Consider the following 14,091-nt stretch of genomic DNA (forward strand, 5'->3'; position numbering starts at 1 on the left):
AAAATCTATTTTACCTGCCTTTGTTCTGATTTTTTTGTGGCTTTCCTATACAAATGATAATCTAGTAGTAAATTGAATTTTACATAAAGGAGCAAGATGCATGATGGGAGAAATCTGGTATGGTGGAACTATTTATACTCTAAAAGAGGAAGGAGAGACGGTGGAAGCGGTTTATACAATAGATGGAATTATCCAGGATATTGGGTCAAAAGAGGAACTCATACGAAAATACGATTCTTCAAAAGAGATGAATCTTCATGGAGCAGTGATGTACCCTGGTTTTACGGATAGTCATATGCATCTTATTGGTCATGGAGAAAAATTATTGCGTTTAGACTTATCAACCTATACTGCTGCTCATGAAATGAAAGATGCATTAATCAAAAAGGTAGCAGAAACGGCACAAGGTGAATGGATTTTTGGGGAAGGTTGGAACGAAAATAATTTTATCGATCGAAAAATATTTCATCGATTAGAGCTAGATGAAATAACTTCTGCACATCCGATGATTCTATCTCGAGTGTGCCGTCATGCTGTATTAGTTAATTCTAAAGCTTTGGAACTTGCTGGAATAACAAAAGACACAGAAAGTCCTCCTGGTGGTGTAATTGTAAAGGATGAAAAGGGAGAACCAACTGGATATTTGTTAGATCAAGCTCAGGAAATAGTGAAAGCCATCATACCTAAAGCAACAGAAGAATATCTATATTCAGCATTAAAAAAGTCTATACAAGATTGTCTTCAACTTGGCTTAGTGGGTAGTCATAGTGAGGACTTGAGCTATTATGGGAGTTACTCCAAAACTTTTGATGCTTTTATAAAGTTAATTGAACGTGATCAGTTGAAATATCGAGCCCATCTATTAGTTCATCATGAAGTGATAGACGATATGCATAATGAAGGTCATCGGTATAAGGATTCCACGGATTTTGTCACATTAGGAGCGATGAAGATATTTGCTGATGGAGCACTTGGAGGACGGACGGCTCTATTAAGCCGGCCATATAACGATGCACCAGAAATATCTGGGGTCGAGATTCATTCAAAAAAGGAATTAGAAGAACTGGTTAAAAAGGCGAGAAAGTATGAGATGCCGGTTGCAGTACACACAATTGGAGATCGAGCATTTGAATACATGTTAGATTGTATAGAACGCTATCCTGCTCCTGAGGGAGAAAAAGATCGCTTAATTCATGCACAAATATTAACATATGACTTAATTCAACGCGCTAAAAAACTACCTATCATTTTAGATATCCAACCGCGTTTTGTTGCGACGGATTTTCCTTGGATTATCGAGCGACTAGGTGAAGAACGCCTGGAGTATAGTTATGCATGGAAGACATTACTTGATGAAGGATTAATTTGTGCTGGTGGTTCAGATGCACCAATCGAACCTGTGAATCCTCTTCTAGGTATACATGCTGCTGTGACAAGACAGATCCCTAATGATACAGAAAAAACGATCTATCAGCCGGAACAAAGATTGTCTATGTATGAAGCAATTCAGTTATTTACAACTGGGAGCGCACAAGCAATAGGTACAGAAAATAAGCAAGGATTATTGGAACGCGGCTATTATGCTGACTTTACGATATTGAACAAGGATTTATTTTCTATCTCACCAGATGAAATTCTAGAAACAAAGGTAGAGATGACGGTAGTAGATGGTACGGTGATGTACCGACGGAGAAATGGTTGAAGGTAGTTTTACAAAAAACGTCTTGCCCTTTTGAAAAAGAGCAAGACGTTTTGTAGTTAATCTTATATTAAGGCTGTTTTCGCATACTTTGTTGCTTTTCGTAAATAGAATCAACCCGTCATTATTGTTGCAATCGTGCTCTTTTCCATTATGTAATCGAGGGCATTTCTTCTATTTTCTAAGCAAAATGACGGTAAAAAGTCCAAATGCCGACTTTTTACCAGCTTAAAGCAACAATCTTTACGAAAAGAGCCTATATTAAAGAAAGTTTCTTTTTACTTTTTCCCAGAAGGAATTATCTTTGAGTTTAACGGTTTTGATTCGTTGGTTCGTTAGTTCAATGTCTAGTTTTTCGACATGTCTGATACTAAGTGCTTCATTATCGATGCCGATGGTTGGATAATCGTTGCCATCTTGTACGACCTTTAGTGTTAATTTTCTTGTCCCATCTAAGATGAAGGGGGAACCAAGTGTACGGTAGTTGTTATTGTTGATGGAAGCAAGTTCGCTAACCTGGAAGCATGGAAGCATCGGATCGACCACTGCCCCACGTACCGATTTATTATAGGCAGTGCTACCTGTAGGGGTGGATACAATCATGCCGTCGCCACGGAAGGTTTCGAAATGAAGCCCATCTATGTACACATCTATTGCAAATGTTTTAATGATAGCTGAGCGAATCGTACATTCGTTTAAACAATGGAACGTAGACTTTCCGTCAACCGTTACTTGAATAGTAGGGTATCTTCTTACTTCAATCTGTTCATTGGTCATAGCTTCAACCATTTTCTCCGTTTCATCTACATGAAAGTCACAATAGAAGCTAGATGTAGTTTCAGTTGAAACGCCTGCATAAAGGCAATCTTCTTTAAAGCCTGTCTTTTGTACAGCTTGCAAAAAAGTTCCGTCTCCACCAACAGAAACGATAATATTCGCCTGATGGAAGTCTGTAACAATTTGAAAATTACTTTGTTCGGCTAAAAGTTGAAGATTTTTCACCTTATTTTCTAGAAACTCTTCTTGTTTATAAAAGAAAAATATTTTTCGACGTTCTGGCATCCTTTTTGCCTCCTTTTGATAATAATAAATGGAAGAAAAACAAAAAATAACCATGAATTATTATCATTTTTCTGATTTTTTTAGTACAATTCTATATTGTGATTAGTTTACCATTTTCATGAAACTTTTTGAACGAATTTAACGTATTAGTACAGTACTATCATTTAGGAGGTATAAGTATGAGCGGAAAACGTTGGGCAGCTTTAGGAATAGCTGCATTGTTATTTTTAGTATCGATCGTTACAAGTTTTCAAACCAGTACTACTGAGAGTACTGAAACAACTTCTAGTATGTGGGGTTTCGGAACACAACAAGAGGGCTTTATTGAAAAGGTAATAGAAGAGGGAAGCCCTAATCGAAAATTAGTAGTATTAGAAGTAAATGGAGCGATTCAAGATATAGGCACAGATGTAACATCAATTTTCAGTGCGGGGTATAACCATCGTCAATTTTTAAAAATGTTAGATCAAGCAAAGGAAGATGACTCGGTAAAAGGAATTGTTTTACGTGTGAATACACCTGGTGGAGGTGTTTCAGAAAGTGCAGAGATCTATAAAAGATTAGTAGAAATAAAAGAGGAAACAGAGAAACCGATTTACGTATCCATGGGTGCTATGGCAGCTTCAGGAGGATATTACATAGCAGCACCAGCCGATAAGATTTTTGCTACAAATGAAACAATTACAGGATCTATTGGTGTTATCATGCAAGGGATGAATTATAAAGAGCTTGCTGAACGTTATGGTGTGAAGTTTGAAACATTAAAAAGCGGACCATATAAAGACATCATGTCCCCTACTAAGGACATGTCAGAGGAAGAGCGTCAAATTTTACAAACAATGGTTGATAATATGTATGACCGTTTTGTTAAAGTAATTGTCGATGGCAGAAATATGAGTGAGGCAGAAGTTCGTACTATTGCAGATGGTCGTATTTACGATGGGCAACAGGCAAAGGACCTTAACATTGTGGATGAACTGGGTTATTTTGAAGATGTGGTTGACGCGATAAAAGAAGATCATAATCTAGGTAATGTTAAAGTCGTTGAATATGAAGAAAATCTAGGGTTTGGTTCCCTATTTAGTATGAATGTTAACTCTCTAATTAAACCTGATTCTGAGATGCAAATGCTTGCAAGGTTAATCAATCAACCTAATTCTCCAAGACTTATGTACTTGTATGCGGATTAGGAGGGATGAAAATGAGAGAAGAATCTAAGAATGAAGAATTAAACAATCAAGATAAGATACAGATAAATCCAGTTGAAGAAGAAATAACGAGAGACGAATATAGGTTCCAAGATGAGGTGCATCTTACTAATACAGCTGCGGTAGTAACACCTGCCTATCGATTTGCAGGATTTTGGATGAGGGTATGGGCATATCTTCTTGATTTAATTATTATTTGGAGTATCGGTGGGATTGTTATTTTTCCTATCTTTCGAATGCTTAATATTCCGCTCAGCCAAAGCTTCATGTACTCACCAGCAACCATAGCTACAACCATTCTATGGTTTTCTTACTTTATTATTATGACTAAGTACTTTAAACAGACACTCGGAAAAATGGTGTTTGGACTTAGAGTGGTTGATTTAAAGGATACTGAATTATCTTGGAAAACAGTCCTATTCAGAGAAGGTATCGGTCGTTATATTGCAGGATTTTATGCACCTGTAACCTTTGTAGTCTATCTAGTGGCTGCTTTTACAAACAAGAAACAAGGCATCCATGATTTATTCGCAGATACAAGTGTGGTACACGAAAAATAAAAATAAACCTGCTAGCAGATGCTAGTAGGTTTATTTTTTTGTCTCTAGGAAATAATGGAAGGATGAAGAAAGGGCGTGAGAGCATGCTTTGGATTGGTGTTTTAGTAGGAATCGCTATTCTATTATTTTTGCTAATTATCTTCACTAAAATTACGATCCATTTCTATTTCCATCACGAACAAGATAATGATCAAATGATAGTGAAACTTAGTGCATGGTTTGGACTAATTCGTTATACGATAGATGTTCCTTTAATTAAAGTAGATAAAGATTCTGCTTCTATTCAGGTAAAGGAAAAAACAAAAATGGGTGCAGCGGGAAAGACAAAAGAAAAAGAAAAAGATTATTCACCAAAAGATATATTTCAAAGTATTGGTGATACATATGAACTGGTGCGTCATGTTGTGGGGATGCATGAAATAGTGCGCAGATTTTTATCTAAAGTAGAGATAAAAAAGCTGGAATGGCACAGTAATGTAGGGCTTGGGGATGCTGCATATACTGGAATGGTGGTTGGTGCTGCCTGGTCCTTAAAAGGAGGAATAGTAGGGTTTATGAGTCAGTATACGAAAATGAAAGCAGATCCAGTTCTCTCTATTACTCCTTTTTTTCAACAAGCAGTTTCTCAAACATTAGTTAAGTGTATGATTCGCTTTCAAATCGGGTATGCTATTCTAGCAGGAATAAGAACCGTTAAATATTGGAAGGGCGGGAGACCGAAATTCAAAACTCGTCCTCTATCCTTGTTGTCTAAAGAAGATAGACAAGAATCTATGTAAATGTAAAGAAGGAGGATCTATATGTCTGAACATCCAATTAAAAGTCTTATGACGACTGCAATGGAAAATTTAAAGGATATGATTGATGTAAATACGATCATTGGGGATCCTGTTGAAACCCCAGATGGCAGTGTTATTCTAACGGTTTCAAAGGTGGGGTTTGGCTTTGCAGCCGGAGGAAGTGAATTCCAAGGTGGAAGCTCTTCCGGACCAGAAAAGCATGAGGGTGGTGGGCAGCAACAGCAATCCAAGCTCCCATTTGGTGGTGGTAGTGGTGGAGGAGTTTCCATTACACCTATCGCGTTTTTAATTGTCAGTTCTTCCGGTGTAAAAATGCTCCATCTTGATGAAAGTACACATCTGTATGAACGGATTTTGGACCTAGCTCCACAAGCGGTTGAAAAAGTTCAGCAAATGATGAACAACAATAAAAAACATAATTCCAATCATAACAACTATTCTGACCACCAACATAAACAAGATTTAGATTTCTAGGAGGTTAGCTGCTATGCAGTTGACTTCTTTTTTTTGTATATGATTGGTCGTCGAATGTGGTTTGGTTATTGGGTTACAGTGGGATGGAGATGGTTTTACCGACGAATCGGGTGGTTTTATCGGCGAATCGAGGGAATTACCGACGGAAGGAGCGTCTTTACCAACGAATGGGGGGAATTACCGACGGAAGGACCGTCTTTACCAACGGATGGGGGGAATTACCGACGGATGGAGGGAATTACCGACGGATAGCCCGTCTTTACCAACGGATCGAGGAGTTTACCCACGGATAACACGCTTTTTTTTAAAAACTAAAACATAATTACCACATTTCAATAAGATCAAAGAAGATTTATTAAATAAGAGGTAGATTAATTGCAAATAACTTAGAAGATAGCTATTATTAGCAGTGTACATAACTTTATAAGGAGGGTTCTTTTTCATGGCAAACGTTACATTCAAAGGGAATAAAATGACTTTAGTAGGCAGTGAAGTTAAAGTGGGAGATAAGGCACCTAATTTTTCTGTACTTGCAAATGATTTATCACCAGTTACACTTGAGAATTCAAAAGGCTTCAAACGTTTAATCAGTGTTGTACCATCTATCGATACTGGTGTTTGTGATGCGCAAACTCGTCGTTTCAATGAGGAAGCATCAAAGCTAGATAACGTGAAAGTAATCACAGTAAGCATGGACCTACCTTTCGCTCAGAAGCGCTGGTGTGCAGCTAGTGGTCTTGAAAACGTAGCGGTTGTATCTGACCATCGTGATGCATCATTTGGTGAAGCTTATGGAGTATTAATGCAAGAGCTTCGTTTGCTTGCTCGTTCTACGTTCGTAGTAGATTCAAACGATAATGTAACGTATGTGGAGTACGTTGGTGAAGGAACTGACCATCCTAACTATGAAGCAGCTATTGAAGCATTAAAAGCTGCGGAGTAATTATAAATACAATTTCAATGCATCGTTATGAGCAGACTGTGAGAAAAATGCAGTCTGCTTTATTTATTGCTTGGCTTGGGGTCTGAACGAGTCGCTTGCGCTTTTCTTTGTCTAGCGCAAGCGGCTAACTCCTCGAGTCATAAGTCATTTTTCGCAAGAGGTCCAAGTGCATGACCTCTTGCGAAACCTGCCTTATGCTTTTCGGAGTTGAACGAGCCGCTTGCGCTTTTCTAGTAAGTTTAAGTAAAATATAGATACTCATTAATGGTAGGAAAAGGAGAATTATGATGTCGATTACGAAATTAGAAAATACTTTTAGTTTATTTGATACAACTGCTCAAATTTTGCAAGAAGAGTTAGAATGTACGTATTTAGAGGCGTTAGCAGAAACAGCTGAAAATATCTTTCATGAAGATGTTATTCAAGATGAGGTTTCGGAAGTGACGAAACGCCGTTTAGAAAAAGAGTATAGTAAGCTAAAGCTAAAATCCTTAGAAAAAGAAGAAATACGTAAAGGATTCCAGTTGGCAATCCTTAAGGGGATGAAGGATGCTGCACAGGTGAATCACCAAATGACTCCGGATGCGATAGCTATTTTTATGGGCTATTTAGTTGGGAAGTTCACAGCAGATCAATCACAACTTTCTATACTCGATCCTGCTGTCGGAACAGGAAATTTGTTAACAGCAGTTCTCAACCAACTAAATGGTAAGAAGCTGCAGGGGTATGGGATTGATGTAGATGATTTGTTAGTTAAGCTAGCATACAACAATGCTAATCTTCAGGAACAAGCAATTAGTCTATTTAATCAGGATAGTTTAAGTAATTTATATTTAGAGCCAGTCGATGTGGTAGTGAGTGATTTACCAGTAGGATATTATCCAAACGATGTGAATGCTGAAAACTTTACTTTAAAGGCGACAGAAGGGCATTCTTATGCACACTATCTTTTTATTGAACAGAGCTTAAAGTACACCAAATCAGGTGGAGTATTATTATTTTTGATACCTAATTCCATGTTTGAAGATGAAGAAGCACCTCAACTGAATAAGCTAATAAAAGAAGAGGCTTATATCCAAGGGATGCTCCAACTACCACCTTCCATGTTCCAAAATAGTAAACATGCAAAAAGCATTTTGCTTCTACAAAAGAAAGGAATTGGGGTTGAGCAACCTAAAGAAGCATTGCTTGCGACCTTACCAAGCTTCTCTAATATCCAAGCGATGGAGAAAATGATGAGTCAAATAAATACCTGGTTTTCAGAGGGAAAAAAGAAAAAATAGAAGTGGAATTCTTCTGAAAATAACGAATATATAAGGTAAGCGTTACCAATAAGGGAAGGCTCTTGCAATTGATTTATGACGGTGTTTAAATGAAAAAGGTATATATAATGAACGTGCATTGCACAAGATAGATAAAAGCATAGTCCGCTCTTTTATAAAAGAAATTGCTCAAGCTGATTTTAGAACGGTCGCTGCCACCTGGCACGGAAATCTACAGGTGTTTAAAGAAGCCGCTTTAATTTCAGGGTAGACTTTTTATAAAAAAGAGCGACAATATAAAAGGAGTTGTACATAAACATCATGTCAAAAGTTATTGCAATAAATGCAGGTAGTTCTTCTCTTAAATTCCAATTGTTCGAAATGCCAAGTGAAGCTGTTATTACAAAGGGATTAGTAGAGCGCATCGGTTTAAATGACGCGATCTTTACGATATCTGTGAACGGTGAAAAAGTAACAGAAATTACGGACATTCCAGAACACGGGGTAGCGGTAAAATTATTATTAAGCAAATTAATTGATTTAAATATCATTCAATCCTTTGATGAAATTACAGGTATTGGTCATCGTGTCGTTCATGGTGGAGAAAAGTTCAGTGATTCAGTTTTAATTACTGATGAGGTATTAGCTCAAATTGAAGATCTTTCAGAACTAGCTCCACTTCATAACCCTGCAAATATTGTGGGTATTAAAGCGTTCCAAGAAATTTTACCAAATATTCCTGCAGTGGCTGTATTCGATACGGCGTTCCATCAAACAATGCCAGAAAAATCATTCTTATATAGCCTGCCATATGAATATTATGAAGATTATGGCGTACGTAAATATGGCTTCCACGGAACAAGTCATAAATATGTTTCCGAACGTGCGGCTGAGCTTCTTGGTCGACCAGTAGAACAATTACGCTTGATTTCTTGTCACTTAGGAAATGGGGCAAGTATTGCGGCAATTGAAGGTGGAAAATCCATTGATACGTCTATGGGCTTTACACCATTAGCAGGTGTGGCGATGGGGACACGTTCTGGTAATATTGACCCTGCTTTAATTCCATTTATTATGGAGAAAACAGGGAAAAATGCTGATGAAGTGTTGGATGTATTAAATAAACGTAGTGGTATTTTAGGAGTTTCTGGGTTCTCAAGTGATCTACGTGACATTGAATCTTCTGCAAGTGAAGGAAATGAACGTGCAGAATTAGCATTAGAAGTGTTTGCTAGTCGAATTCATAAATACATCGGTTCCTATGCAGCAAGAATGTATGGTGTAGATGCAATCATCTTCACAGCAGGTATCGGTGAAAATAGTGATGTTATTCGTGCAAGAGTACTTCAAGGTCTCGAATTTATGGGCGTATATTGGGATCCAGCTCTTAACAAAGTACGTGGGAAAGAAGCATTCATCAACTACCCACACTCTCCAGTAAAAGTAATCGTAATTCCGACCAACGAAGAAGTAATGATCGCAAGAGACGTAATGAGAATAGCATTGTAAAAAGAAAAGCGGAAGCGGCACGATCAGCTCCGACAAGCATAAGAGGGTTTCTGCAGGAGGTCATGCACTAAGACCTCTGGAAGAAATCAGCTTATGACTCGAGGAGCTAGCCGCTTACGCTAGACAAAGAAAAGCGGAAGCGGCACGATCAGCTAGTTAGAAAAAAGCCTAAACCATGAGAATAATCATGGCTTAGGCTTTTTTTTGTTGGTAATTCCTATGCTATAATGTTTTTAACGATTAAGAAAGTAGAAAGTGAGGGGAAATTAGTGTCTGTTACCGAAAATGTACAACAGTGGCAGGATAAGTTGTCCGAATGGGAAGAAGCGCTTCGTACATATGAACCATCCCAGTTTAGTAACACATTAGATTATTGGTTAGATAAGGCATTCGACTATTTACCGTCGGAAATGAAAGATATGTTCTTTTCACAAATTGATACCTGGCTTTTTCACTTACACGGTTTTATTCAACAATCTTCCTTTCAACGTCAAGCAGAGGAACGAATAATAAAAATGGCACAAAGCTATAAGGAAGAAATAGAAACAATAGAGGACATCCAAAGCTTAACACTACGCCAAAAAGCATTTATTGCTGACCAACAGATTGCAAAACAGAAGCTTTATTCCCTTGTTCAAGGGGGGATGACAGGGACTGGAAAGTTTTCCACTCTTGCTGTAGATATTCCAGCCTTTGCTGCATTAAATATTCGAACAACCCAACTGATTGCACTCTCTTACGGATATCGAGCAAGCAGTCCGAATGAGATGGTAAAAGCTTTGCAATTATTTTACTGCGCAACAGTTCCCAAAAAGTATCAATATCAGCGCTGGCAATCGTTAAAGGAAGAGTTGGGACAAGAGCAAGATTTTTATTTTGATACTCTTTCAGAAAAAGATCATCCAGCTGTATGGCTCCAACAGCCTCTATTCCATTTAGTTAAATTAATTTTCGTGATTGTTTTATCTCGCAGAAAAGTGAACGGAATACCTGTTCTAGGGATACTTACAGCTGCTGGCTCTAACTATTTTTGGACAAAGGAAGTCTCAGGGTTTGCTCATCATTATTATGTGATGCGACATCTGTCGGAGTGGGAAAACTAAGAAACATCCTTCAAAAAGACCGAAACTCCATTAAATTGCGAGGTTCGGTCTTTTTTTATTTAAGAAATCATTATTTAATAGTACGATGCTTTTGTTCTGAAGATTTATGCATGTAGCTTGTCGTGTGAAACGTCTTGATTCATTCTGTACCAGAGCCATAAATCGTTGATAATGCTTGCTAGTTCAGCAATTTGGGAATTTAATATGCATGATCGTTCAAAGTTTAACTCATTATTTAATTGCTCTTGCTTTGTGTTAATTTCCTGTTCAAGATCTTTAATTCGATCGGGTATTATTCCTTTAATTCTTTCCCACTCTAACAATATGTCTTGCTGTGTTTCTTTGCTATATTGATTCCATTCCATTTCAAGCACAGGTAAAAATATTCCTAGTCGGTTATTCATTTTAAAAGAAAACATGGCTACTCCCTTCTGCTTTTTCTTGTTTTCTTTATTGTATAATAACCACTTTAAACAATCTATGAAAAGGAGAGAGGAAACTAATTCTTATCTGCACGTACCACTAATACATCACATTTTGCATGACGTACGATATTTTCTGAGACACTACCAAGTACTAATCTTTCCGCTAAATTAAGTCCTGATGACCCACATACCAGCAAGTCAATGTGATGTTCCTCTGCTAATTCTTTTGGCACGATATGTTTAGGGGAACCATATTCTAGGATGGTTTTTATGCTTGATATTCCGCTTGCTTTTGCAATCTCTCCATATTCTTCAAGTAGCTCCTTTGCATGAACCTCAGCCTGTTCTGGCATCGTAATATTATGAGCCTCCATTGTTGGAAAGGTTTGTGTATCGATGATATGAGCTAGATATAGTGCTGCATTATTTTGTTGGCACATGGTAATGGCTTTGTTAAACGCTAATTTTCCTTCTTCTGAGCCATCCACGGCCACTAGGATATTCTGATATGTATGATTCATATCTCATCACTCTCCATTCTGTTTATACTAGTTTTTACCACCATTAAAAGGATTATAAACGAGGAATGCTAAAATGAAAAAATTAGTAGTTGAAAGGTGGAGCTTGAACATGAAAGAGAAAGATCCAAAAGAAATTTTTTCCTATGATGAAGAAGCTGTTAATCAAGTGCATAACCAAATTACAGATGCATATTCGAGTGGAGTTGTAGGAGATCAATTTAGTCAAAATACTTATCAACCAACTGAAGAAGAGCAACATAAGCAAGAGGGTCAATAAAGAAAAGGTGCCAGCAGCTATTTGTAACTGGCACCTTATTTTTTAAGAGGAAGTTATTGCAATTTTTCATATCTTTACTTCTTATATGTTGTAAAATTTTCAATTGTGCATGAAAATAGAGAGAGACTTAAGTTTAAGGGGGAAGCCTGTTTTGCGTCATGCTTTAATAACAGCTGGGTCCAAAGGTCTAGGAAGAAAAGTATCGGAAATGCTACTTGAACAAGGTTGCTCTGTGTCGATTAATTATCGAAGTGATAAAGAGGCTGTAGAACATTTAAAAGGAAAATGGGCTCATTATGGAGCTGACCGTATGCATTTTTTTCAAGGGGATGTCACGAAAAAAGAAGACATGCAACGTTTCGTGAGCGAGGCAGCAGCTAAATTCGGAAGAATCGATTACTTAATTAATAATGCTGGACCATATGTTTTTGAACGAAAAAAGCTAGCAGATTACACAGAGGAAGAGTGGTATGAAATGCTTGAGGGGAACTTAAGTGCAGTGTTCCACCTTTTCAGAAAAACAATTCCAATTATGAGACAACAAAAATTCGGTAGGATTATTACTTACGGCTTCCAAGGTGCAGAATCATCTGCTGGCTGGATCTATCGAGCTGCCTTTGCTGCTTCAAAGGTTGGTTTAGTATCCCTAACTAAAACAATTGCTATTGAAGAGGCTGAAAATGGAATTACAGCTAATATGGTATGCCCTGGTAATATTGTAGGGGAAATGAAGGAAGCGGGTATTGATTTTTCACGACAAAAGACAGACAAGGAAACACCAGTTGGACGCTCTGGAACTGGAGAAGATATCGCAAGGGTTATTCAGTTTCTCTGTGATGATAATTCCGACATGATAACAGGTACTGTAATGGAGGTAACTGGGGGAGTAGATGTTATTAATCGCTATCGATAGCGTAACTAGATTGTTGTTCATCTTTTCCTCCATGAACAGCTCTTTTAAATAACCCATCAATAAATTTAAGCGCTTACATAAATGCATAAAAAATGGTTTTACATTTTCATTTTTAATGGTATATTAGTTACGTCTTTCTGATTATATAAAGGAGGTATTTGATCCATGCGTATTGGAGTGCCTAGAGAAATAAAGAATAATGAAAATCGTGTTGCCATGACCCCAGCAGGTGTTGTGAATCTTGTTGGCTTTGGACACGAAGTATACATAGAAAAAGAAGCAGGTATAGGCTCAGGTTTTACAGATGAGCAGTATGTACAAGCAGGTGCAAAAATCGTAGAAACAGCTGAAGAAGCTTGGTCTATGGATATGGTGATGAAAGTAAAGGAGCCACTTCCATCTGAATACAGCTACTTCCGTGAAGGGCTAATTCTTTTCACTTATCTTCATCTTGCTCCAGAACCAGAATTAACAAAAGCGCTTATTGATAATAAAGTAGTTGGAATTGCCTATGAAACAGTACAACTTCCAAACGGATCACTTCCACTATTAACACCAATGAGTGAGGTTGCGGGTCGTATGGCAACGCAAATTGGTGCGCAATTCCTAGAGAAAATCAAAGGTGGAAAAGGTATTCTACTTGGTGGGGTTCCGGGTGTACGCCGTGGGAAAGTAACGATTATCGGAGGCGGAGTTGCAGGGACTAATGCGGCAAAAATGGCAATTGGTCTTGGGGCAGATGTGACGATTATTGATTTGAACCCAGATCGCCTACGTCAGCTTGATGATATATTCGGAAAAGAAGTTCAAACGTTAATGTCCAACCCTTTAAATCTTGCTCTTGCAGTGAAAGAATCTGATTTAGTAATCGGTGCGGTTCTTATCCCTGGGGCAAAAGCACCTAAGCTAGTAACAGAAGAAATGATTCAAACTATGGGTGCTGGCTCAGTTGTAGTCGATATTGCTATTGATCAAGGTGGAATATTTGAGACAACGGATCGCATTACAACTCATGATGATCCAACTTATGTTAAGCATGAAGTGGTACATTATGCCGTTGCCAATATGCCAGGTGCAGTGCCACGTACATCAACGATTGCATTAACAAATGTAACGGTACCTTATGCTGTACAGATTGCTAACAAAGGTTATAAGCAAGCATGTTTAGATAACGAAGCATTATTAAAAGGTATTAACACGCTTGATGGCTATGTAACGTACGCTGCAGTAGCAGAATCTCATGGTCTAGCATATGAGAGCGCAAGTACTTTATTAGTAAACGCGTAATATCAATGGTCGATCGTAGTGCTTCATTCACTATGATTGGCCTTATTT

The 14,091-nt window shown here is 37.8% G+C and carries 15 protein-coding genes; 12 read left to right on the forward strand and 3 right to left on the reverse strand.

The annotated features are described in order from the left end of the window. Positions 1 to 103: 103 nt before the first annotated feature. Complete coding sequence (locus BK580_RS05705; protein ID WP_078382657.1) at positions 104 to 1,702, forward strand: amidohydrolase; 1,599 nt, start codon at positions 104 to 106, stop codon at positions 1,700 to 1,702. 258 nt (positions 1,703 to 1,960) lie between these two features. On the opposite strand, the gene BK580_RS05710 is transcribed toward BK580_RS05705, so the two are convergent. After that, on the reverse strand, positions 1,961 to 2,761 hold the full coding sequence (locus tag BK580_RS05710; RefSeq protein ID WP_078379398.1) for an NAD kinase: 801 nt from the start codon (positions 2,759 to 2,761) through the stop codon (positions 1,961 to 1,963). Positions 2,762 to 2,940: 179 nt separating this feature from the next. On the opposite strand from BK580_RS05710, the gene sppA reads away from it, so the two are divergent. The 8 genes from sppA (at position 2,941) to BK580_RS05755 (ending at position 10,620) form a co-directional block, all read left to right on the forward strand. After that, a complete protein-coding gene (gene sppA, locus BK580_RS05715) occupies positions 2,941 to 3,951 on the forward strand; it encodes a signal peptide peptidase SppA (RefSeq protein WP_078379399.1) in 1,011 nt (336 codons plus the stop codon). An 11-nt stretch (positions 3,952 to 3,962) separates the two neighbouring features. Further along, positions 3,963 to 4,529, forward strand: a complete 567-nt coding sequence (locus BK580_RS05720; RefSeq protein WP_078379400.1) for an RDD family protein — start codon at positions 3,963 to 3,965, stop codon at positions 4,527 to 4,529. A 62-nt stretch (positions 4,530 to 4,591) separates the two neighbouring features. After that, entirely contained in the window at positions 4,592 to 5,308 is a 717-nt protein-coding gene (locus tag BK580_RS05725) for a DUF2953 domain-containing protein (RefSeq protein WP_139364843.1), read from the forward strand. A 21-nt stretch (positions 5,309 to 5,329) separates the two neighbouring features. After that, positions 5,330 to 5,803: a GerW family sporulation protein gene (gene ytfJ, locus BK580_RS05730; RefSeq protein WP_078379401.1), complete on the forward strand. Its 474-nt coding sequence runs from the start codon at positions 5,330 to 5,332 to the stop codon at positions 5,801 to 5,803. 442 nt (positions 5,804 to 6,245) lie between these two features. Beyond that, positions 6,246 to 6,746 (forward strand): thiol peroxidase, encoded by a 501-nt coding sequence (gene tpx, locus BK580_RS05740; RefSeq protein ID WP_078379403.1) that lies wholly within the window; start codon positions 6,246 to 6,248, stop codon positions 6,744 to 6,746. Between the two features lie 287 nt (positions 6,747 to 7,033). Next, positions 7,034 to 8,029 (forward strand): class I SAM-dependent methyltransferase, encoded by a 996-nt coding sequence (locus tag BK580_RS05745; protein WP_078379404.1) that lies wholly within the window; start codon positions 7,034 to 7,036, stop codon positions 8,027 to 8,029. 300 nt (positions 8,030 to 8,329) lie between these two features. Further along, on the forward strand, positions 8,330 to 9,517 hold the full coding sequence (locus BK580_RS05750) for an acetate kinase (RefSeq protein WP_078379405.1): 1,188 nt from the start codon (positions 8,330 to 8,332) through the stop codon (positions 9,515 to 9,517). A 269-nt stretch (positions 9,518 to 9,786) separates the two neighbouring features. After that, positions 9,787 to 10,620 carry an EcsC family protein gene (locus BK580_RS05755; RefSeq protein ID WP_169864824.1) on the forward strand — a complete coding sequence of 278 codons (834 nt, stop codon included), beginning with the start codon at positions 9,787 to 9,789 and terminating at the stop codon, positions 10,618 to 10,620. Between the two features lie 104 nt (positions 10,621 to 10,724). On the opposite strand, the gene BK580_RS05760 is transcribed toward BK580_RS05755, so the two are convergent. Next, complete coding sequence (locus tag BK580_RS05760; RefSeq protein WP_078379407.1) at positions 10,725 to 11,039, reverse strand: hypothetical protein; 315 nt, start codon at positions 11,037 to 11,039, stop codon at positions 10,725 to 10,727. A gap of 80 nt (positions 11,040 to 11,119) precedes the next feature. Beyond that, positions 11,120 to 11,566, reverse strand: coding sequence for a universal stress protein (locus BK580_RS05765; protein WP_078379408.1), 447 nt, complete (start codon positions 11,564 to 11,566; stop codon positions 11,120 to 11,122). A 73-nt stretch (positions 11,567 to 11,639) separates the two neighbouring features. Between BK580_RS05765 and BK580_RS05770 the strand changes: the two genes are divergently transcribed. The 3 genes from BK580_RS05770 to ald all read left to right on the forward strand — a co-directional run bounded on the left by BK580_RS05770 (position 11,640) and on the right by ald (position 14,043). Continuing rightward, on the forward strand, positions 11,640 to 11,843 hold the full coding sequence (locus BK580_RS05770) for a hypothetical protein (protein ID WP_078379409.1): 204 nt from the start codon (positions 11,640 to 11,642) through the stop codon (positions 11,841 to 11,843). Positions 11,844 to 11,994: 151 nt separating this feature from the next. Then, a complete protein-coding gene (locus BK580_RS05775) occupies positions 11,995 to 12,756 on the forward strand; it encodes an SDR family oxidoreductase (RefSeq protein WP_078379410.1) in 762 nt (253 codons plus the stop codon). A 165-nt stretch (positions 12,757 to 12,921) separates the two neighbouring features. Next, entirely contained in the window at positions 12,922 to 14,043 is a 1,122-nt protein-coding gene (gene ald / locus BK580_RS05780; protein WP_078379411.1) for an alanine dehydrogenase, read from the forward strand. Positions 14,044 to 14,091 lie beyond the last annotated feature (48 nt).

Origin of the sequence: Sutcliffiella halmapala, from assembly GCF_002019665.1 — a bacterium.
Lineage (GTDB): Bacteria > Bacillota > Bacilli > Bacillales > Bacillaceae_I > Sutcliffiella_A > Sutcliffiella_A halmapala.